The organism is Clostridium muellerianum (assembly GCF_012926525.1).
GTDB lineage: Bacteria > Bacillota > Clostridia > Clostridiales > Clostridiaceae > Clostridium_AM > Clostridium_AM muellerianum.
Genome location: NZ_JABBNI010000065.1, coordinates 157,846 through 176,723, shown reverse-complemented (window position 1 = coordinate 176,723; position 18,878 = coordinate 157,846). Strand labels below are relative to the sequence as shown.

At 29.6% G+C, this 18,878-nt stretch carries 17 protein-coding genes; 3 read left to right on the top strand and 14 right to left on the bottom strand.

The window, feature by feature from the left end:
* Positions 1-139: 139 nt before the first annotated feature.
* Positions 140-877, top strand: a complete 738-nt coding sequence (locus HBE96_RS22990) for a tRNA 2-thiocytidine biosynthesis TtcA family protein (RefSeq protein WP_169300031.1) — start codon at positions 140-142, stop codon at positions 875-877.
* A 39-nt stretch (positions 878-916) separates the two neighbouring features.
* On the opposite strand, the gene groL is transcribed toward HBE96_RS22990, so the two are convergent.
* Both groL and groES read right to left on the bottom strand, forming a co-directional pair.
* Positions 917-2,548, bottom strand: coding sequence for a chaperonin GroEL (gene groL, locus HBE96_RS22985; protein WP_169300030.1), 1,632 nt, complete (start codon positions 2,546-2,548; stop codon positions 917-919).
* Positions 2,549-2,567: 19 nt separating this feature from the next.
* Positions 2,568-2,852 (bottom strand): co-chaperone GroES, encoded by a 285-nt coding sequence (groES, locus tag HBE96_RS22980; RefSeq protein WP_169300029.1) that lies wholly within the window; start codon positions 2,850-2,852, stop codon positions 2,568-2,570.
* A gap of 678 nt (positions 2,853-3,530) precedes the next feature.
* On the opposite strand from groES, the gene HBE96_RS22975 reads away from it, so the two are divergent.
* Positions 3,531-4,169, top strand: coding sequence for a TIGR01906 family membrane protein (locus HBE96_RS22975; protein ID WP_169300028.1), 639 nt, complete (start codon positions 3,531-3,533; stop codon positions 4,167-4,169).
* A gap of 11 nt (positions 4,170-4,180) precedes the next feature.
* Here the strand turns inward: HBE96_RS22975 and HBE96_RS22970 are convergent, their stop codons facing one another.
* From HBE96_RS22970 to HBE96_RS22940, 7 genes are all read right to left on the bottom strand, one after another.
* Positions 4,181-4,903: a TVP38/TMEM64 family protein gene (locus HBE96_RS22970; protein ID WP_169300027.1), complete on the bottom strand. Its 723-nt coding sequence runs from the start codon at positions 4,901-4,903 to the stop codon at positions 4,181-4,183.
* Positions 4,904-5,041: 138 nt separating this feature from the next.
* Complete coding sequence (locus HBE96_RS22965) at positions 5,042-6,529, bottom strand: 4Fe-4S dicluster domain-containing protein (RefSeq protein ID WP_169300026.1); 1,488 nt, start codon at positions 6,527-6,529, stop codon at positions 5,042-5,044.
* Between the two features lie 289 nt (positions 6,530-6,818).
* Positions 6,819-7,736, bottom strand: coding sequence for a DNA-3-methyladenine glycosylase family protein (locus HBE96_RS22960; RefSeq protein ID WP_169300025.1), 918 nt, complete (start codon positions 7,734-7,736; stop codon positions 6,819-6,821).
* A gap of 275 nt (positions 7,737-8,011) precedes the next feature.
* Complete coding sequence (locus tag HBE96_RS22955) at positions 8,012-8,434, bottom strand: C-GCAxxG-C-C family (seleno)protein (RefSeq protein WP_169300024.1); 423 nt, start codon at positions 8,432-8,434, stop codon at positions 8,012-8,014.
* A 389-nt stretch (positions 8,435-8,823) separates the two neighbouring features.
* Positions 8,824-10,212 carry an NADPH-dependent glutamate synthase gene (gltA, locus tag HBE96_RS22950; RefSeq protein ID WP_169300023.1) on the bottom strand — a complete coding sequence of 463 codons (1,389 nt, stop codon included), beginning with the start codon at positions 10,210-10,212 and terminating at the stop codon, positions 8,824-8,826.
* On the bottom strand, positions 10,212-11,102 hold the full coding sequence (locus tag HBE96_RS22945; protein ID WP_169300022.1) for a sulfide/dihydroorotate dehydrogenase-like FAD/NAD-binding protein: 891 nt from the start codon (positions 11,100-11,102) through the stop codon (positions 10,212-10,214). The genes gltA and HBE96_RS22945 overlap by 1 nt, the downstream gene beginning before the upstream one ends.
* 368 nt (positions 11,103-11,470) lie before the next feature.
* On the bottom strand, positions 11,471-12,103 hold the full coding sequence (locus tag HBE96_RS22940; RefSeq protein ID WP_169300021.1) for a redox-sensing transcriptional repressor Rex: 633 nt from the start codon (positions 12,101-12,103) through the stop codon (positions 11,471-11,473).
* A gap of 385 nt (positions 12,104-12,488) precedes the next feature.
* Between HBE96_RS22940 and HBE96_RS22935 the strand changes: the two genes are divergently transcribed.
* On the top strand, positions 12,489-14,402 hold the full coding sequence (locus tag HBE96_RS22935) for an ABC-F family ATP-binding cassette domain-containing protein (RefSeq protein WP_169300020.1): 1,914 nt from the start codon (positions 12,489-12,491) through the stop codon (positions 14,400-14,402).
* 23 nt (positions 14,403-14,425) lie between these two features.
* Here the strand turns inward: HBE96_RS22935 and HBE96_RS22930 are convergent, their stop codons facing one another.
* The 5 genes from HBE96_RS22930 to HBE96_RS22910 form a co-directional block, all read right to left on the bottom strand.
* Positions 14,426-14,908 (bottom strand): response regulator, encoded by a 483-nt coding sequence (locus HBE96_RS22930; protein WP_169300019.1) that lies wholly within the window; start codon positions 14,906-14,908, stop codon positions 14,426-14,428.
* A 308-nt stretch (positions 14,909-15,216) separates the two neighbouring features.
* Positions 15,217-15,507, bottom strand: a complete 291-nt coding sequence (locus HBE96_RS22925; RefSeq protein ID WP_169300018.1) for a thiamine-binding protein — start codon at positions 15,505-15,507, stop codon at positions 15,217-15,219.
* A 110-nt stretch (positions 15,508-15,617) separates the two neighbouring features.
* The gene (locus HBE96_RS22920; RefSeq protein WP_169300017.1) at positions 15,618-16,847 is read right to left on the bottom strand and encodes an ammonium transporter; all 1,230 of its coding nucleotides are present in this window, start codon (positions 16,845-16,847) and stop codon (positions 15,618-15,620) included.
* Positions 16,848-17,064: 217 nt separating this feature from the next.
* Positions 17,065-18,393 carry a sigma-54-dependent transcriptional regulator gene (locus HBE96_RS22915; protein WP_169300016.1) on the bottom strand — a complete coding sequence of 443 codons (1,329 nt, stop codon included), beginning with the start codon at positions 18,391-18,393 and terminating at the stop codon, positions 17,065-17,067.
* A 22-nt stretch (positions 18,394-18,415) separates the two neighbouring features.
* Positions 18,416-18,878: ATP-binding protein (locus HBE96_RS22910; RefSeq protein ID WP_243187042.1), on the bottom strand; the 463-nt coding region annotated here is incomplete at its 5' end.

The following is an 18,878-nucleotide window of genomic DNA, read 5'->3' as shown; positions in this document are numbered from 1 at the left end:
TATCCAAATACTATGTTAATATGCCTCTATTTTATATAATATAATTAATACCTATTAGTAAAAGTTTTCAAACTATGCTAGAATTATTTTATTATATATAGTAATAACATAATCTAATACAAAGGAGTTATACCAACACATGATAATCTTTGAAAGAAAATATAACAGAATGTTCTTAAAAAAAGTAAGAAAAGCACTAGAAGAGTTTAGTATGATTAAATCTGGAGACAGGGTAGCTGTGGGACTTTCTGGAGGTAAAGACAGTATATTTTTGCTTTTCTGTCTCAAACTAATACAGCAAACTGCTATAAAAGATTTTGAACTTATAGGAATTAATATAGATATGGGACTTGGAATGGATATGTCTCCTTTAGTAACCTTTTGTAAAGAAAATAAAATACCAATAATCATAGAAAAAACTAATATTGCTGAAGTTATTTTTGAAGAAAGAAAAGAAAAAAATCCCTGCTCTTTATGCTCTAAATTAAGAAAGGGTGCTTTAGTAAGAGTTGCCAAAGCTAATAATATAAATAAAATTGCACTGGGTCATAATACAGATGATGTTATAGAAACCCTTTTTATGAATGTGTTAAAAGTAGGCAAGTTAGGAGCCTTTCATCCTAATATATATCATGAAAATAATAAAATAAACATAATAAGACCAATAATATATATAAGAGAACCTTTAATACAAAAGCTAGTTAAAGAATTAAACTTACCTGTAATACAAAGTCTTTGCCCTGAAGATAAAAAGACTACAAGGGAAGAGATGAAAAAGTTACTATTCGCCTTAGAAGATAACTACAATGATGCAGCAGATAAAATTATACACTCTTTATGTAACGTTGATGAAAAAAACTTATGGAAAATAAAATAATCGCTATGATTTCTCACAGCGATTATTTTTGTATTTATATTAATACATTCCATCCATTCCCATTCCTGGTGCTCCACCTGGCATTGGTGTACTATTCTTTTCTGGAATATCAGCTACTGCAGCCTCTGTAGTTAAGAAAGTAGAAGCTACTGATGCAGCATTTTGAAGTGCTGATCTTGTAACCTTAGTTGGATCAACTATACCTACTTTTAACATGTTTACATAAGTATCATGTAAAGCATCATATCCTACTCCAGCTTCATTAGCTTTAACTTTTTCAATTATTACTGAACCTTCAACTCCAGCATTTGTAGCTATTTGTCTTACTGGCTCTTCAAGAGCTTTTGTTATTATATCAATACCTACTTTTATATCATAAACATCTGAAGTAAGTTTTGCTACTTCTGGAATTGCATTAATGTATGCTGTTCCACCACCAGCAACGATTCCTTCTTCAACAGCTGCTTTTGTTGCTGCTAATGCATCTTCTATTCTTAATTTTCTTTCCTTTAATTCTGTTTCAGTTGCAGCACCAACTTTGATTACAGCTACTCCACCAGCAAGTTTTGCAAGTCTTTCCTGTAATTTTTCTCTATCAAAATCTGATGTTGTTTCTTCTATTTGTTTCTTTATTTGAGATACTCTATCGTGAATAGCAGTCTTATCACCTTTTCCATTTACTATTGTAGTATTTTCTTTAGTGATTTTAACTGATTCAGCTCTTCCAAGCATTTCTACTGTAGTATCTTTTAATTCTCTTCCTAATTCTTCAGATATTACTTCTCCACCAGTAAGTATAGCTATATCTTGAAGCATTTCCTTTCTTCTGTCACCAAAACCTGGAGCTTTAACAGCTACACAAGTAAATGTTCCTCTTAGCTTATTAACAACTAAAGTTGCTAATGCTTCTCCTTCTACATCTTCACCTAGGATTAATAATTTTTTACCCTGCTGAACTATTTGCTCAAGCACTGGTAATATATCTTGAATATTTGATATTTTCTTATCTGTAATTAATATATATGCATCATCTATGTTAGCTTCCATTTTTTCTGTATCTGTAACCATGTATGGGCTTACATATCCTCTATCAAACTGCATACCTTCAACAACGTCTAATTCAGTTCCCATAGTTTTTGATTCTTCAACAGTTATAACACCTTCGTTGCCTACCTTTTCCATAGCATCAGCTATAAGCTTACCTATTTCTTCATCAGCAGCTGATATTGCAGCAACTCTAGCTATATCTTCTTTTCCATTAACTGTTTTTGAACTTTTCTTTATTTCTTCAACAGCCTTATCAACAGCCATTTTTATACCCTGTCTTATAAGTATTGGGTTAGTTCCAGCTGTAACATTTTTTAATCCTTCTCTTATAATTGCTTGTGCAAGCAATGTTGCTGTAGTTGTTCCATCTCCTGCTACATCATTTGTCTTTGTAGCAACTTCTTTAACTAATTGTGCTCCCATATTTTCATATGCATCTTCTAATTCTATTTCTTTTGCTATAGTAACACCATCGTTAGTTATAAGTGGTGATCCGAATTTTTTATCTAATATAACATTTCTTCCTTTTGGTCCAAGTGTAACTTTTACAGTATTAGCAAGCTTATCTACCCCTGCCTGCATTGATCTTCTTGCGTCTTCGCTAAATAAAATACTTTTTGCCATATTAAAACCTCCTATATAATTATTCTATTACTGCTAATATGTCATCTTGTTTTAAAATAGTGTACTCAACACCATCAATTTTAATTTCGTTTCCTGCATATTTGGAAAATAAAATTCTTTCTCCAACTTTAACTTCCATTTTAACTTCTTTTCCATTCACTAATCCACCAGGTCCTACTGACACAATTTCAGCTTCCTGTGGCTTTTCCTTTGCTGCTCCTGGTAAAACTATTCCACTCTTTGTGGTTTCTTCTGCCTCTACTCTTTTAATAACAACTCTGTCTCCAAGTGGTCTAATATTCATTTAAACCCCTCCTTAAATTAATTTAATTTATTTAAAATAATTATTAGCTTATTTGTTAGTACTCACTTCATTTGAGTGCTAACACAATTATTATAATAATGAATAATGTTTATATTTTCAAATTTGAATTTCATAGTTATTAAATTATTTACTGTAGAATAGCGAAACAATCACAATATAGATACGTATTTCTGCCTTTTACTAAAGATTTCATCAATATACTAATTATTCAAAATAATTTTAAATAAATTAATTGTATATCATTGTTATTTACCATTTATGAGGTTATAATACACAATATCAAGTAATTCCAACATTTGGACAAAATTCTCTAAAAAATACATTATTATATTATGAATATTACAGGATCATATTCAAATAGAAAACAATAATTATTGCTTACTTTCAAAAAAACACAAAAAAGTACTAAGAATATTCATCCATATTATAAATTGATAATTAAATTTCTTTAAAAGGCATCTGAAAGAAAATAATAAGTCCAGATGCGAAGGATATTTTGTGTCAGGCAAGGAGGCAGGTTCCGCAGATAGTTGAACTATCTAAGGGTTCTGCCGACGCCGCATGACTCAAAATAGACTAGTAGATGGACTTATTATTTTTTTGAAGATACCTAATTACTTAGAAATTAAATAAAAACCCTAAAGGAGGATTTTTATTATGAAACTTAATACATATTTTAAAATAATATTTTCTTTTTCCATATCTGTTTTCCTATTGCTGTTCTCTATAAAAGTTGCTGTGAATTTCAAATACATCTATTACTTTGATATAAAACATTTAAATATAGAAAACTATACATCTTTAAGCAATAAAGAAATACGCTCCACTTATGACTACTTAATAAACTACGTAGATAGCTCAAGTAATGCAGCCTTTAATATACCAACACTTAAATCTTCTGAAGAAGGCAAAGTTCATTTCTTAGAAGTTAAAAATATATTTAGAAGGTTAAATTCAATACTACTTATTTCAACTATAATAAGCGCTGTAGGTATTCTATACATATATAAGTATAAATGTTTTTCTATTTTAAACTTGGCTTCAAATTTACTTTTATCTGTATGCGCACTTACTATTATACCTTGCTGTATAAACTTTAATAAAAGCTTTAATTTGTTTCACGAAGCAATTTTTAAAAATAATTATTGGCTATTTGATCCCGAAAAAGATCCTGTAATCAATATTTTACCTGAAGAATATTTTTTCCACTGCGCTGTTTTAATAATTTCAATTATAATAGTAGGAAGTTTAATATTAAAATTGATTTATGTAAGAAATGTTAAAAATAGAAAGTAACTTAACTTTTCCTATTTATTCTTTGAGGAGCTATGCTTAATAATTTTTTTTACTAAAGCTTCTCCTTTAAATACTCCTATTGAAAATAACATTGTCATTATAACAGCTATAAAAATTAATACTGCTTTATTACCAGAATCAATTTTAGCACCAAAATATGCAGATATAAATATTCCTGGAACTCTTCCTAATGTAGAATATATAATGAAATTCTTAAATGTCACATTTGAAACACCACATATATACGCTAATACATCCTTAGGTATACCTGGTATTAGATATAATAAAAAAACCATAAAATTTATATGTCCTAAATTTAAAATTCTTTTAAAAAAATTTGCATCTTTATTGGACACTACTTTGTCTATTAAAGGCTTGCCTAAGGAATGTGAAATACCAAATACAATCATACTTCCAGTAGTTATTCCTAGTAAGGATATAATACTTCCACCTAAGGTCCCATATATGTATCCACCTGCAATTTGAACAATTTCTCCAGGAATAAAAAATGCTACAACTTGAATAATCTGAAGAATAAAAAATGCTAAAATACTATACTTACCATATGACATTATTATATGTTTTATTTTATCCGGATCTTTAAACATATAAAAATACTTATTGTAATATTCATACGCTGAATAAATTAAAAGCATAAATATTATCATTAAAATAACATATGATTTATATTTTTTTATTTTACCAAAAACATTTTTACGGAAGTTTCTAAACATATTTTCACCTCAGTTCTCTATATCAATTAAATAAACACTTATTATATATTATCAATTGATCTAAAAAAAGTAAATCAATTAAAAAAGCAGATTTAAACACAACTAAAGTTTAAATCTGCTTTTTCTATGAGTATTAAATTATCTTTCTAAACTTATATTTTTAAACTTTCTCAATTCTTCATTTGAAAGTACTGATTTCTTAGAAGATTGTCCACTAAATTTTGAAAGTTGAATTTTAGATTTCATAATTGAAACCATAGCCGCTGGGCCACCTATGCATCCACCTTCACACATCATTCCTTCTATAAAGTTTCCTTGAAGCTTGCCTACTTTTGCCATAGTCATTGTTCTTTTTATTTCATCTGCACCACTAGCTTTTACAGGTTTAAACTCCTGCTCAATTCCCCTGTCATTTACATAATTCTGTATTGCTGATGTAAGTCCACCACCCTGCGCAAAACCTCTTCCAAAGCATGAAGCATCTTCTACTATGGTATCCTCACAATTTTCAGGATCTATCTCAAAAGCCCCCATTAAAGCAGCTATTTCTTCAAAAGTCATAACATAATCCACTGCATCTTTTATACTTTCTCTTTGAACTTCTGTCTTCTTCGCTGTACATGGCCCTACAAATACTACTAGAGCATCTTTTTCAAGACTTTTTATCATTCTTGCTGTAGCAACCATAGGTGAAACTGTACCAGAAATTCTTTCAACTTGATCTGGGAACTTTGTTTCGATATAATTCATAAATCCTGAACAGCATGAATTTGTCATATATTTATCTCCTTGTCCCATTCTTTCAACAAATTCATTGGCTTCATGTACAGTTACAGCATCTGCTCCACATGCTGCTTCTATCATATCTTCAAATCCTATTTTCTTAAAAGCATTTTTAATTTGTCCTACTGTTACCTTAGGTCCAAACTGTCCACTTATAGCTGGAGCTACCACTGCATAAATCTTTTTATTATCAATCAATGACTTAGTTACATCTGTAATATAACTTTTATCTGATATTGCACCAAAAGGACATGCTGCCATACAGGCTCCACAATTTATACATTCTTCTTTTTCGATCATTGCCATTTTATTTTCTGAGTTAATTTCTAACGCACCTGTAGGACACACTCTTTTGCATGGTCTCATAACCTCAGCTATAGCACCATATGGACATGACTTCTTACACATTCCACATTCTTTACAAAGTTCTTGATTTATATATGCACTTCCTGCTACCCTACTTATGGCACCTGCTGGGCATACTTCCATACACTTGTGTTGAATACACCCTCTACATGCATCTGTAACTGTATATTTATCTATAGGGCATTTATCACAAGCTGCTGGTAATACATACATTATCTGTTTATCATCTTCAGGTATAGATAAATTGTTTATAGTATCGCCATTAGGTAAAAAACCTGCAGCTAATTGAGCTCTTTCAAAAACTACTGCTCTTTCTTTATATACGCAACATCTATATTGTGCTTTATCACCCTGTATTACTTTCATAGGAACTTTTTCTAATTCTCTTTTTGTAAGTCTGTTTTCTTTTGTCATAACCGCTACTTCTTTTAATACTAAATGCTTAAGTTTTTTTAATTGGGTTTCAAAAGTTATCATTTTCGCTTTCTCTCCTTCTAAATATACTAGATCTTATATTACTTACATTTTATTTATATTAATCAGATTGTTAAATTTATTAAAATGAATACATAATCAAATCGCATACTTTTTAAACTGCTACAGATGTCAAAACTATGTATTCATGGTCTTTAATTATTATAACAGATTTCTTTATTTAATGTAACAGGTTTTAAAATAAAATTATCTATAAATTATTTACATGGATCCTTGTGAAATATATGGATTTACGTTATAAAATTAACAATTAAGGAAATAACCTTACTAACTAATCTCCATCAAATTTAATTCCATTTTCCCTAGCATAATAAAATAAATATTGCTGCGCAAATCCAGCTAAATCATTAAATTTAGACACCCCAAAATCTCTTATTTTTTTAAGAGAAACATCTGGTGCTAAATAAAAATACTGCATTGCTCTTTTTACCCATACATCTACAGGAAAAGCAGAATACTTTTCCATAGAAAAAAGCATTATACAATCTGCTACTTTAGGACCTATTCCCATAAAATTTTGAAGTTCTTTATGACACTTTTCTGCTTCTTGACTTTTTATCCAGTTAATATCATATTCTTCATTATACTCTTGATTTTTTACATCACCCTTAATATAAATATTATTAACTGTGTTTTTAATATATTTTGCTCTAAATCCAACACCACAGTTTTCTAATTCTTCTACTGAAACAGAACTTAACTTTTCTATAGTTGGAAAACTATAATACGTATTACCTTTGTATTCTAATCTTTCTCCCCAATTAGAACTTATATTTTCAATTTCTCTTTTTATCATAGGTATTCTATTGTTTGCAGATATTATAAAAGATACTATTATTTCAAAAGGATCTTGTTTTAATAATCTTATACCATATCCAAAATTTACTGAAGTACTTAAAATGGGATCTTTACTTAATACATCTTTTATTTTAGAATAGTCTCTATTTAAATCAAAATAATCTATCCATATTTTCTTAAAGTCTTCTTCATTAGTATTGTAAATTATAACATCATTTTCTTTCTTTTCTATTTCTATTACCCTTCCATAAACTACCCCTATATAGTTACCATTTTCTTGTTTATGCCACCTGAAACACTGTCCACAATCAAATATATGAGTAAGCTCAAAATTTTTAACATCTTTTACTATTACCCCATTTTCAAAACACTTTATAGAACTAAAATCCATTTCTACACCCCTATTCAATCTATCAATATTTTTAGAGGACAATTGACAGAGAACAGAGGACAATGAAGGTAAGTTTTTTTCCTTACGTCACAAAACTAATTTAAAGCTTATTTGCTAATGCAAAAGAAACTTTAGCCTTATATAAATCAGCAATGTTTCACTTTAGTGAAACAAGTAATTGAAAACTTAATTAAAGATTTTGGGTAGTGTAACGGAGAAAAATCCTCCTTCACTGTCCTCTGTCAATTGTCCTCTGTCCTCTTAAAAATGTTGCTCTACTTCTTTTTTCTCATTTCTCTTTTTTCTCTTTTTACAATTTGCTCCAGTATATCCGCTGCTGTATCAACCATAATGCTGCACCTAATTTCATCATTTCTATATCTTTCTTTCAAACTTTCACATTCATTAGTACCTAGTTTATCCTCAAATTTTTGAAAAAATTCCTGTGATAACTCTTTTATTTTATCACTTTCATGAGCACTTTTTTTAGTAAAAAGTATTCCAAGTACAGCTAGCGAACCAGTTATAACACCGCATATACTTTCAATTCCCATACCACCACCAAAGGCAGCCATAGTTTTTAATGTTTTTTTATCAAGCTTCATATGGTATTCTTCATTAGCAGCATATATTATAGTTTCTGCACAATTCAAATTGTACTTTTCTGAATAATATTTTCTAGCCGTATTTTTTAACATTTTTCAGCACCTCTTTTTTTCCTTAATTATAACTTACAATCTGGCTTTTTTAAATAATAAATTATACTACATCTAGAAAAGCTGCATCAATAAAAATTAATGCAGCCTTTTTATAAATTATTTTATTTTTTACTACTTTTACACTGCGTAATTATGATTCTTTTTTTCTAGAATTTTATGCATTCCACCTATACTTCATAATAGACATTTATATCTAAATAGCCACAGTATAAATATATAAAATAACTTTAAAAATATACATCTCGTTTTTAATTTCTTGAAAATTTTAAAATTCATATAAAAAAACTTACAGATAAAAATAGTAGAAATTGAGTACATTCACTCAATTTCTACTACTTAAACTTATTGTTTTATTTATGTTAAATTGTTTACTCACTTAAATATTGATGAATAGCATTAGCAGCTTTCTTTCCAGCTCCCATAGCAAGTATAACTGTTGCAGCTCCTGTTACGGCATCTCCACCAGCATATACTCCTTCCCTTGAAGTTAAACCAGTTTCTTCTTGTGCTACTATACATTTTCTCTTGTTAATTTCTAATCCTTTAGTAGTTGAAGATATTAATGGATTTGGTGATGTTCCAAGAGACATTATTACAGTATCTACTTCCATTACAAACTCTGAACCTGCAATTTCTACTGGTCTTCTTCTTCCTGATGCATCTGGCTCTCCAAGTTCCATCTTCACACATTTCATTCCTTTAACCCAGCCATTTTCATCTCCTATGATTTCTACTGGATTTGTAAGAAGATCAAAAATTATACCTTCTTCTTTTGCATGATGTACTTCCTCTGCTCTAGCTGGAAGTTCTGATTCTGATCTTCTGTAAACTATGTGTACTTCTGCTCCTAATCTTAATGCTGTTCTTGCAGCATCCATAGCAACATTTCCTCCACCTACTACAGCAACCTTTTTTCCTGCCTTTATAGGTGTATCATAATCTTCCTTAAATGCTTTCATTAAGTTATTTCTTGTTAAGAATTCATTTGCTGAGAATACTCCATTTAAATTTTCTCCTGGAATTCCCATGAATTTTGGTAGTCCTGCACCTGAACCTATGAATACAGCATCAAAACCTTCTTCATTTACAAGTTCATCTATAGTTACAGTTCTTCCTATAATTACATTAGTTTCTATCTTAACGCCTAATTTCTTAACGTTTTCTACTTCATGTTTAACTACAGTCTCCTTTGGAAGTCTGAATTCCGGAATTCCATAAACTAAAACTCCGCCAGCTTCATGCAAAGCTTCAAATATAGTTACATCATAACCTAATTTAGCTAAATCTCCTGCGCAAGTAAGTCCTGAAGGACCGCTTCCTATTACTGCAACCTTCTTACCATTACTAGGCTGTTTTTCTGATAAATCTACATTGTTTTCTCTTGAAAAATCTGCTACAAACCTTTCAAGTTTTCCTATAGATACTGCTTCACCTTTTATTCCAAGCACACATTTCCCCTCACACTGGCTTTCTTGAGGACATACTCTTCCACAAACTGCAGGAAGTGCACTGGATTTAGCTATAACCTTAGCAGCTTCTTCAAATTCTTCATTCTTAATATGTTCTATAAACTCTGGTATATCTATAGATACTGGACACTTAGATACACACATAGGTTTTTTACAATGTAAACATCTTGAAGCTTCCTTTACTGCTTCTTCCTTATTGTATCCTAAACAGACTTCCTCAAAATTATGAGCTCTAAGCTTTGGATCTTGTTCCCTTACTGGTACCTTTTTCATCCTCTCATTATCCATTATTTATCACCATCCAATCCTACATGACATACATGTCCTTCTTTCTTTTCCTGCTCATCCATCAATGCCTTTCCTTCTTGTGTCTTATATAATCCTTGTCTTCTCATGGCTTCTGCAAAATCAACTAAGTGTCCATCAAATTCTGGTCCATCTACACAAGCAAATTTAGTTTCTCCACCAACAGTAACCCTACACGCCCCACACATACCTGTACCATCTACCATTATTGGATTTAAACTTACTATAGTTTTAATACCAAACCCTTTTGTAACTTTACATATAAATTTCATCATGATCATTGGACCTATTGCTACTACACGATCATATTTTTTTCCCTTTTTTTCAATAAGTTCTGTTAACAAATCTGTAACGAATCCTTTATATCCATAAGTTCCATTATCAGTTGCTATATATAAATTTCCTGAAACCTTTTTCATCTCTTCTTCTAATAACAAATATTCTTTTGATTTACATCCAACTATTACATCTGCATTAACACCATGTTCATGTAACCATTTAACTTGAGGATATACTGGTGCAGCGCCTACTCCTCCAGCTACAAATATTATATTTTTCTTCTTTAATTCTTCTATACTTTCATTTACTAAATCTGTAGGTTGTCCTAAAGGTCCTACAAAATCTCTAAATGCTTGTCCCACTTTATAATCAGCCATTTTTTGTGTCGATCCACCAATTGTTTGGAATACTATAGTTACAGTTCCTTTTTCAGCATTATAGTCACAAATAGTAAGAGGTATTCTTTCACCCTTTTCATCCATTTTTACTATTACAAACTGTCCTGGCTTAGCTGATTTTGCAACTCTTGGTGCCTCTATATCCATTAAAAATATATTGGGAGCTAACTCCCTCTTGTCAATAATTTTATACATTTTATTCCCCCCATTAGTAAATGTTTCTTAAATATATAAATTCATATATACCATTATATCACATTAAGTATATAAATTTCACAATTGTGCACCAAATAACTAACATTACATTAATTTACACTATACATTGCAACTAATGCATTAAATATACCTAATTTTTATGTACTTACTATATTGGGTAAAATTCATTGATATCTTCATATGTACAACCACTAAATTAATATTAAGTAGAAAATTAATTATACATACACCATTAAAATTATTTTTAAGACGTTTACATAAAACTTTGTTAATAATTAAACTATAAAAAAGACAATAATTGAAGCTAAAACTTCAGTCATTGTCTTTTTTCTAAATATAAAGCTAATTTACTCAGTATCATTTAAAAGACAAGTTAATGTTAATAGGCTGTCACTTAAATGCACATTTTCCATTTTTACATTATCTGGTATAACCAAATCTACAGGTGCAAAATTCCATATTCCCTTTACTCCATTTTTGACTAAAATATCACATACTTTTTGTGCACTATTAGCTGGTACACATATAATTCCTATTTCTATGGGATTTTCTTTTAAATAATCTTCTAAATAATCTATATCCTTTATCTCTATATCACGTATTTTTATACCAATTAATTTAGGATTTATATCAAATATAGCTTCTAAATTAAAACCAACCTTTTCGAATCTAGTATAATTTGATATAGCCTGACCTATATTCCCTGCACCTACTACTACAGTTTTATATGGTTTTGTAAGTCCAAGTATGTTACTTATTTGGTTATACAATTCAATTACATTGTATCCATGTCCCTGCTGACCAAAATCTCCAAAACAGTTTAAATCCTGTCTTATTTGTGAAGCAGTAAATCCTATCTTTTCACTTAACTCCTTTGATGATATTCTATCAACGTCATTTTTCATCAATTGCTCTAAATATCTATGGTATTTAGGTAATCTTTTTATAACAGCCATTGATATATTTTTTTTCTTATCCATACCGCACCTCTTATTATATATTTTCTAGTATTCCTGCTTATTATTGCATCTAAACTTTATGCAATGACGCAATTAAAATCTTAGTTCATTTTTTAATCCTACTTTTTATAGTATTATTTATTTATATAATATGTCAATAGTTTATTTTTAAATTCATAAACTTTTATCAGGTAATTCTTAGATTTAGATAGACTTTGCTTATGAAAAATACCTATTACCTGAGCAAGTTCGTTAAACACCACTTAGGCATTTAACCCATAGAATAATTTTGTTGTTTCACTTTAACAATTTTAATAAATAATTCGTTATATAACAATTTTTCAAATTAGACTACAAAAAATTCATTTAACATAGTAAAATATTAATGATTAAGGAAGGTGAGATTATGGTTGTTTTAAGTTGTAAAGATATTCATAAAAGTTACGGAATAGATGTTATACTTGAAAATGTAACTTTTAATATAAATGAAAGTGAAAAAGTTGGACTTATAGGGCCAAATGGAGCTGGAAAGTCCACACTTTTTAAAATTCTAACAAATCAATTAGAACAAGATTCCGGAGAATTATTTATAGATAAAAATAAAACTGTAGGCTATTTGGCACAACATCTATCTTTAGATTCAAGCAATACTATTCAAGAAGAAATGTTTACAGTTTTCAAAGATTTACTAGCTTTGGAAAACAAATTAAAAAAATTAGAAAATTTAATGAATGAACCTTATGACCCTAAAAAAGAAGAATATCATAACAAAATAATTAAAGATTATACGCTATGTTCTGAACTATATACCAATAGAGGTGGATACACTTACAAAGGAGAAGTATCAAGAGTTTTAAAAGGACTCGGCTTTATGGAAAATGATTTTGATAAGCCGATAAATATTTTAAGTGGAGGCCAAAAAACTAGGGTTGCTCTTTGTAAACTATTACTAATTAATCCTGAAATTTTACTTTTAGATGAACCTACAAATCATCTAGATTTAGATGCTATAGAATGGCTGGAAGAATACTTAAAAGGTTATAAAGGTACCATTGTGGTCATTTCCCATGATAGATATTTTTTAGATGCTATAACTTCTAAAACTATAGAACTTATAAATGGTCATATAAATTCTTATAATGGAAACTATACTACTTTCTTAGATTTAAAACAAAAAAATTATGAAGTGCAACTAAAAGCATATAATCTGCAACAATCTGAAATTAAAAGACAGGAAAGCATAATAGAAAAATACAGATCTTTTAATAGAGAAAAAAGCATAAAAGCTGCCGAAAGTAGGCAAAAGTCATTAGATAAAATTGAAAGAATAAAGGCACCAGATAAAGAAAAGCAACTAGGTCATGTTGAATTTGAAACCCAAATAAAAAGTGGTAATGATGTTCTTCACATAGAAAACTTAAGCAAAAGCTTTGGAGAAAAGTCTTTATTTAGTAATCTATTCTTAGATATAAAAAAGGGTGAAAAAACAGCTCTTATTGGTGAAAATGGAAGAGGTAAAACTACTTTATTTAAAATAATAATGAATACTATTAAAGCAGATTCGGGCTTTTCATTATTAGGCAAAAATGTTTTTATTGGTTACTATGACCAGGAGCAATCTAATCTCGATAACGATAAGACAATAATAGATGAAGTTTGGGATGACTTTCCTGAATTAACTACAACTGAAATTAGAAATTCATTAGCCGCTTTCCTTTTTACAGGAGATGATGTGTTTAAAAAAATAGGTTCTTTAAGCGGTGGAGAAAAATGCAGGGTTAATTTACTAAAATTAATGCTTTCTAAATCTAATTTTTTATTGCTGGATGAACCTACAAACCATTTAGATATAGTTTCTCGTGAAGCCTTAGAAGAAGCCATATTAGGATATGATGGTACTGTACTTGTTATATCCCATGATAGATATTTCTTAAATAAAGTTATAAACAAAATATACGAATTGGTGGAAGATGGAACAAAAGAATTCTTAGGCAATTACACTTACTATGTTGAAAAGAAAAAAAATCCATTAAGATTTCAAGAAGAAGAGGAAAACATAGGTAAAAGCAAAACCGAGCTACAGCATGAAAAAAAGAAAAAAAGAGAACTTGAAAAAATACAAAAAGAAAAAGGGTTAAAGATTAAAAATATTGAAAATGAAATTGCTGATATGGAAGCTCTGATCGAACAACTTCAAAAACAACTTTGCCTTGAAGAAATTTACTCTGATGCTGATAAAAGCGAATCTATAAATAAACAATTAATAGATTCTCAAAATCAATTGGACAGTTTGTATGAAGAATGGGGAAATTTAACATAACAATAATGACGGATTTTATTCCGTCATTTTATCTTTTTTCCACAAAAAGGACAAAACAAAAAATTATTATTAATCCTATCCAGCTTTTGTCCACAATACGGACAAAAAGCAAATCCATCACTACTGTTATCTGGATTTTCTGAATTTTCATTGTCGTTCCCATGTAAAAACTTATTTAAAATAGCTACTAGTTCTTCTTTCTTTACAGGTATATGAATAATTTCATCAATATACTTTTTAGGATAATCTTCTAGCTTTATTTCATTAGAAGAAGACAATATACAAATTATATTTTTATTTATAGCTTTTATATTCTTTATAAGCTTATCTCCTGTTATATCCTTCATAATCAAATTACATATAACTATATCTGGATTAACGTTTTTTATTTTAGCTAAAGCTCCATATTCATTTGTAATAATAACTTCATATTTTAAATTAGAAAGCATATCCTTCATAATAATACTTTCAAACTTAGAATCATTAATTAGAATTATCTTTTCCATGGTTTCACCACCATATAAATTATTTCATTATGATTTTAACTTATAATTTTACTTTTTTCAATGTATTTTTATTTATATTACTTAAATTAGGCATATTCAAGAAAATAGCAACTCAAAGATGTTAGTATATTTTGCGATGGACAAGGAAACAGGTTCCGCTGATAGTTGTTCTATCAAAGGGTTCTGTTGACGCAGTATGACGCAAAATATACTAACATACTGACTTGTTATTTTCTTGAATATGCCTTATGTGCATAAAAAATAATGACTTTCTTAAATATTTAAAAAATCCACTTATAATTACATACTTATTTCCTGTACTTATGTACTTTTTCGTCTATAGTGACCCCTTCACTTTTGTAATCTATTTTTACTATAGACATAACTCTTTCAGCACCATTTTCTACACATATTTCCTGTGCTTTTTTAACTATTTCTAAAAGCTCATCCATTTCCCCTTCCATGGTAGTTTCCATAGGACCAACTTCATATTTTACTCCGCAAGAATCTATATATTCTATAACTTTATCTACAACACCATATAAATCTTTCTCTTTCACAACAGGAAGTACCTGTAAACTAACATTAATATTTGACATTCTAAATCCCCCTTGTAAACAATATCAACATATCTCTATATTATATATTTCCCAATTTGATGTCAACAAAAGCTTCTTAAGTCAAAATAACCTAAGAAGCTTTTATCTAATTATTTTAAATCAAAATCATATGCTACTTCACCAAGTATACCTTTGTCAAGACCGTTTATTTCTATTTCTTCATCAACTCTTACAGTGTCAAATATATCTACTATCTTAAATATTGCAAAAGTGACCACACAAGTATAAATTGCAACTATACCAACTCCTGCTAGTTGTACATAGAATTGATGTGCATTACCATATATCAGTCCATTGATTCCATTTACTGATTTACTTGCAAATACTCCTACAAGTATTGAACCAAGGATTCCACCTACACCATGTACTCCCCAAACATCTAGCGCATCATCTAAATCAAATTTTTCTCTTAATTGCACTGCCATATAACACACAATTGCTGAAAGCAATCCTACTATTACTGCTGCCCACGGCTCTATATATCCAGCACAAGGTGTTATTGTTGCGAGACCTGCTACTGCACCAGTTAAAGCCCCAATCATACTTGGCTTCTTTTCATGTGCCCAGGATATTAAAAGCCACATTATCATAGCTACCGAACCAGCTATATCTGTATTTGCAAATGCTATTGCTGCAATCCCATTTGCTGACAGAGCACTTCCACCATTAAACCCAAACCATCCAAACCATAGTAATCCTGTTCCTAAAGCCACATACGCTATATTATGAGGTGCTGTACTTTCCTCTGAAAGTATTTTTCTCTTGCCTACATATATAACAGAAACCAATGCTGCTATACCCGCTGTTACATGAACAACAATTCCTCCAGCAAAATCTATTACACCTAATTTTGCAAGGAATCCCCCTCCCCATATCCAATGAGTTACTGGTACATATACAAACATACTCCATAAGGCTAATATTTTTAAATAACTTTTAAAATTAATCCTATCTGCAAAAGCTCCTGTAATAAGAGCAGGCGTTATTACTGCGAACATTTCCTGATAAACAAAGAAAGCAAGGAACGGTATAGTTGGACCATAGCTAGAATTAGGTGCCATTCCAACCCCATTTAATACAAAGTACTTAAAATTTCCTATAATTCCTCCAATATCTCCTGAAAATGCCAGGCTAAATCCTCCAAATACCCATATAAATGTTACTATTCCCATTGATATAAAGTTTTGCATCATAATAGTTAGAACATTTTTCTTTCTTACCAATCCTCCGTAAAAAAATGCTAACCCTGGAGTCATTAAACATACTAATGCTGCACTTATAAGCACTAATGCTGTATCCCCTGTGTTAATGTTTGCCATTTTTAAAATTCCTCCTTAAATATTTTAATTTAATTATTGCTACTCAGTTATCTATAGCAAATTTCATGCCACACCTTATGAAAATGTTTACCGTGTGTATTTATCCCGTTTTCACTTATATTAATTTTTTTTTATGTTTTACATTGTATATTAATACATTCTTGCAAATTAAAAATGGGACATTTGTGTCACTGTGTGACACAAATGTCCCATTTTGCTAATCTTCTATATTATATTTGCTTATTTTCCTATGTAAAGATCTTCTACTTATACCTAATATTTGAGATGTTTTGGTCTTATTGCCATCACATTCTTCTAAAGTTTTAATTATAATATTCTTTTCGGCTATATCTACTGCATCATTTAATTTACCTTGTATATCGTCTTCATATTCATGTGATTTCCATATGTATTCTGGAAGATCTTTTACATCTATAACTTTCGAGGTAGTTATTACCACACATCTTTCAATTACATTTTCTAATTCTCTTATATTTCCTGGCCAATTATGATTAATAAGCTGCATTAAAGCTTCTTTTGTAATTTCTTTTTTGCCTTTGCCAGATATATTAGAAGATTTTAGCAAAAAGTAATCTACTAAGGAATTTATATCTTCTTTTCTTTCTCTAAGTGATGGTATTTTCATAGGTACTACATTCAATCTATAATATAAATCTTGCCTAAAAACTCCTTCTCTTACTAACTCTTCTAAGTTCTTATTAGTAGCAGCTATAATTCTAACATCTATTTTTATGGTTTTTGTTCCACCTAGCCTTTCAAATTCTCTTTCCTGCATTACTTTTAGTAATTTTACCTGCATAAGAGGTGTAATATCTCCTATTTCATCTAAAAATATAGTTCCTCCATGAGCTAATTCAAATCTTCCTGGTTTATTTATAATAGCTCCTGTAAATGCACCCTTTTCATACCCAAATAATTCGCTTTCTAATAAAGTTTCTGGTATAGCCGCACAATTTACTTTTATAAATGGTTTATCTCTTCTACCACTTAAATTATGCAATGCCTGTGCTGCTAGCCCTTTACCTGTCCCCGTTTCTCCATATATCATTATTGTAGCTTTAGTATCTGCTACCTGTTTTATAAGTTGGAGAACATTTTCCATGATCTTGCTTTCACTAAAAAAGTAATTGTCTATTGGTTCTAATTGTTGTAATTTTGCACTGCCTCTAGATATTTTTTTTACAGACAAAAGCACCTCTTTTAAACTAAAAGGTTTTGTTATGTAATCTCTGGCTCCTATTTTTAATGCCTCTATGGCAGTTTCCATGGTAGCAAATGCTGTAATTAATATTACCTCTATACAAGGATCTATTGACTTTATTTCACTTAAAAGCTCTATGCCAGTCATTCCTGGCATCTTTATATCAGTAATTATTATATCTATACAATGGCTGTCTATAATGCTTAAAGCTTCCTTGCCAGAGGAAGCTATATATGTGTTATATCCTTCTTTAATAAAAACTTTTTCTAACAATTTAGTAACGTTTAGTTCGTCATCTACTATTAATATACTAGTTTTTAGCATAAAATCCCCTACCTTACATATGTCATATTGGAATTTTTATAGTGAATTTTGTACCACTTTTTTCATTCTTGCCAACTTCAATAAATCCATTATGATTTTGTACTATCCTTAAGCAAATAGGAAGTCCTAATCCAACACCTTTATCTTTAGTAGTAAAAAATGGTTCAAATATTTTATCATAATCTTCAGCTGATATTCCAATTCCTGTGTCTTTTATGTCAACATAAATTATTTTTGAAATTTTTATGTATCCTGTGCTCATAATTAAAGTTCCACCATCTGGCATAGATTGAATACCATTAAGTGCTATATTAAGTATCACCTGATATATTTGATCTCTGTCCATTAATGTATCTGGCACTTTACTTAAATCAGTAAATAACTTTATATTATTATATTGTGTTTCATTAATTAATACTTTTTTTACATTCATAACTATATCATTTATATTTTCCAGCTTTAAATTTAGTTCTTTAGGTCTAGCA

Excerpts from the sequence above, each read along its gene's own strand:
- HBE96_RS22925 (WP_169300018.1), bottom strand. The coding sequence starts at position 15,507 with ATGTCAAATATTAATGTTAGTTTACAGGTACTTCCTGTTGTGAAAGAG.
- groES (WP_169300029.1), bottom strand. The coding sequence starts at position 2,852 with ATGAATATTAGACCACTTGGAGACAGAGTTGTTATTAAAAGAGTAGAG.
- HBE96_RS22970 (WP_169300027.1), bottom strand. The coding sequence starts at position 4,903 with ATGTTTAGAAACTTCCGTAAAAATGTTTTTGGTAAAATAAAAAAATAT.
- HBE96_RS22915 (WP_169300016.1), bottom strand. The coding sequence starts at position 18,393 with ATGCTAAAAACTAGTATATTAATAGTAGATGACGAACTAAACGTTACT.
- HBE96_RS22920 (WP_169300017.1), bottom strand. The coding sequence starts at position 16,847 with ATGGCAAACATTAACACAGGGGATACAGCATTAGTGCTTATAAGTGCA.
- HBE96_RS22965 (WP_169300026.1), bottom strand. The coding sequence starts at position 6,529 with ATGATAACTTTTGAAACCCAATTAAAAAAACTTAAGCATTTAGTATTA.
- HBE96_RS22940 (WP_169300021.1), bottom strand. The coding sequence starts at position 12,103 with ATGGATAAGAAAAAAAATATATCAATGGCTGTTATAAAAAGATTACCT.
- HBE96_RS22990 (WP_169300031.1), top strand. The coding sequence starts at position 140 with ATGATAATCTTTGAAAGAAAATATAACAGAATGTTCTTAAAAAAAGTA.
- groL (WP_169300030.1), bottom strand. The coding sequence starts at position 2,548 with ATGGCAAAAAGTATTTTATTTAGCGAAGACGCAAGAAGATCAATGCAG.
- HBE96_RS22935 (WP_169300020.1), top strand. The coding sequence starts at position 12,489 with ATGGTTGTTTTAAGTTGTAAAGATATTCATAAAAGTTACGGAATAGAT.
- HBE96_RS22960 (WP_169300025.1), bottom strand. The coding sequence starts at position 7,736 with ATGGATTTTAGTTCTATAAAGTGTTTTGAAAATGGGGTAATAGTAAAA.
- HBE96_RS22975 (WP_169300028.1), top strand. The coding sequence starts at position 3,531 with ATGAAACTTAATACATATTTTAAAATAATATTTTCTTTTTCCATATCT.
- HBE96_RS22930 (WP_169300019.1), bottom strand. The coding sequence starts at position 14,908 with ATGGAAAAGATAATTCTAATTAATGATTCTAAGTTTGAAAGTATTATT.
- HBE96_RS22945 (WP_169300022.1), bottom strand. The coding sequence starts at position 11,102 with ATGTATAAAATTATTGACAAGAGGGAGTTAGCTCCCAATATATTTTTA.
- gltA (WP_169300023.1), bottom strand. The coding sequence starts at position 10,212 with ATGGATAATGAGAGGATGAAAAAGGTACCAGTAAGGGAACAAGATCCA.
- HBE96_RS22955 (WP_169300024.1), bottom strand. The coding sequence starts at position 8,434 with ATGTTAAAAAATACGGCTAGAAAATATTATTCAGAAAAGTACAATTTG.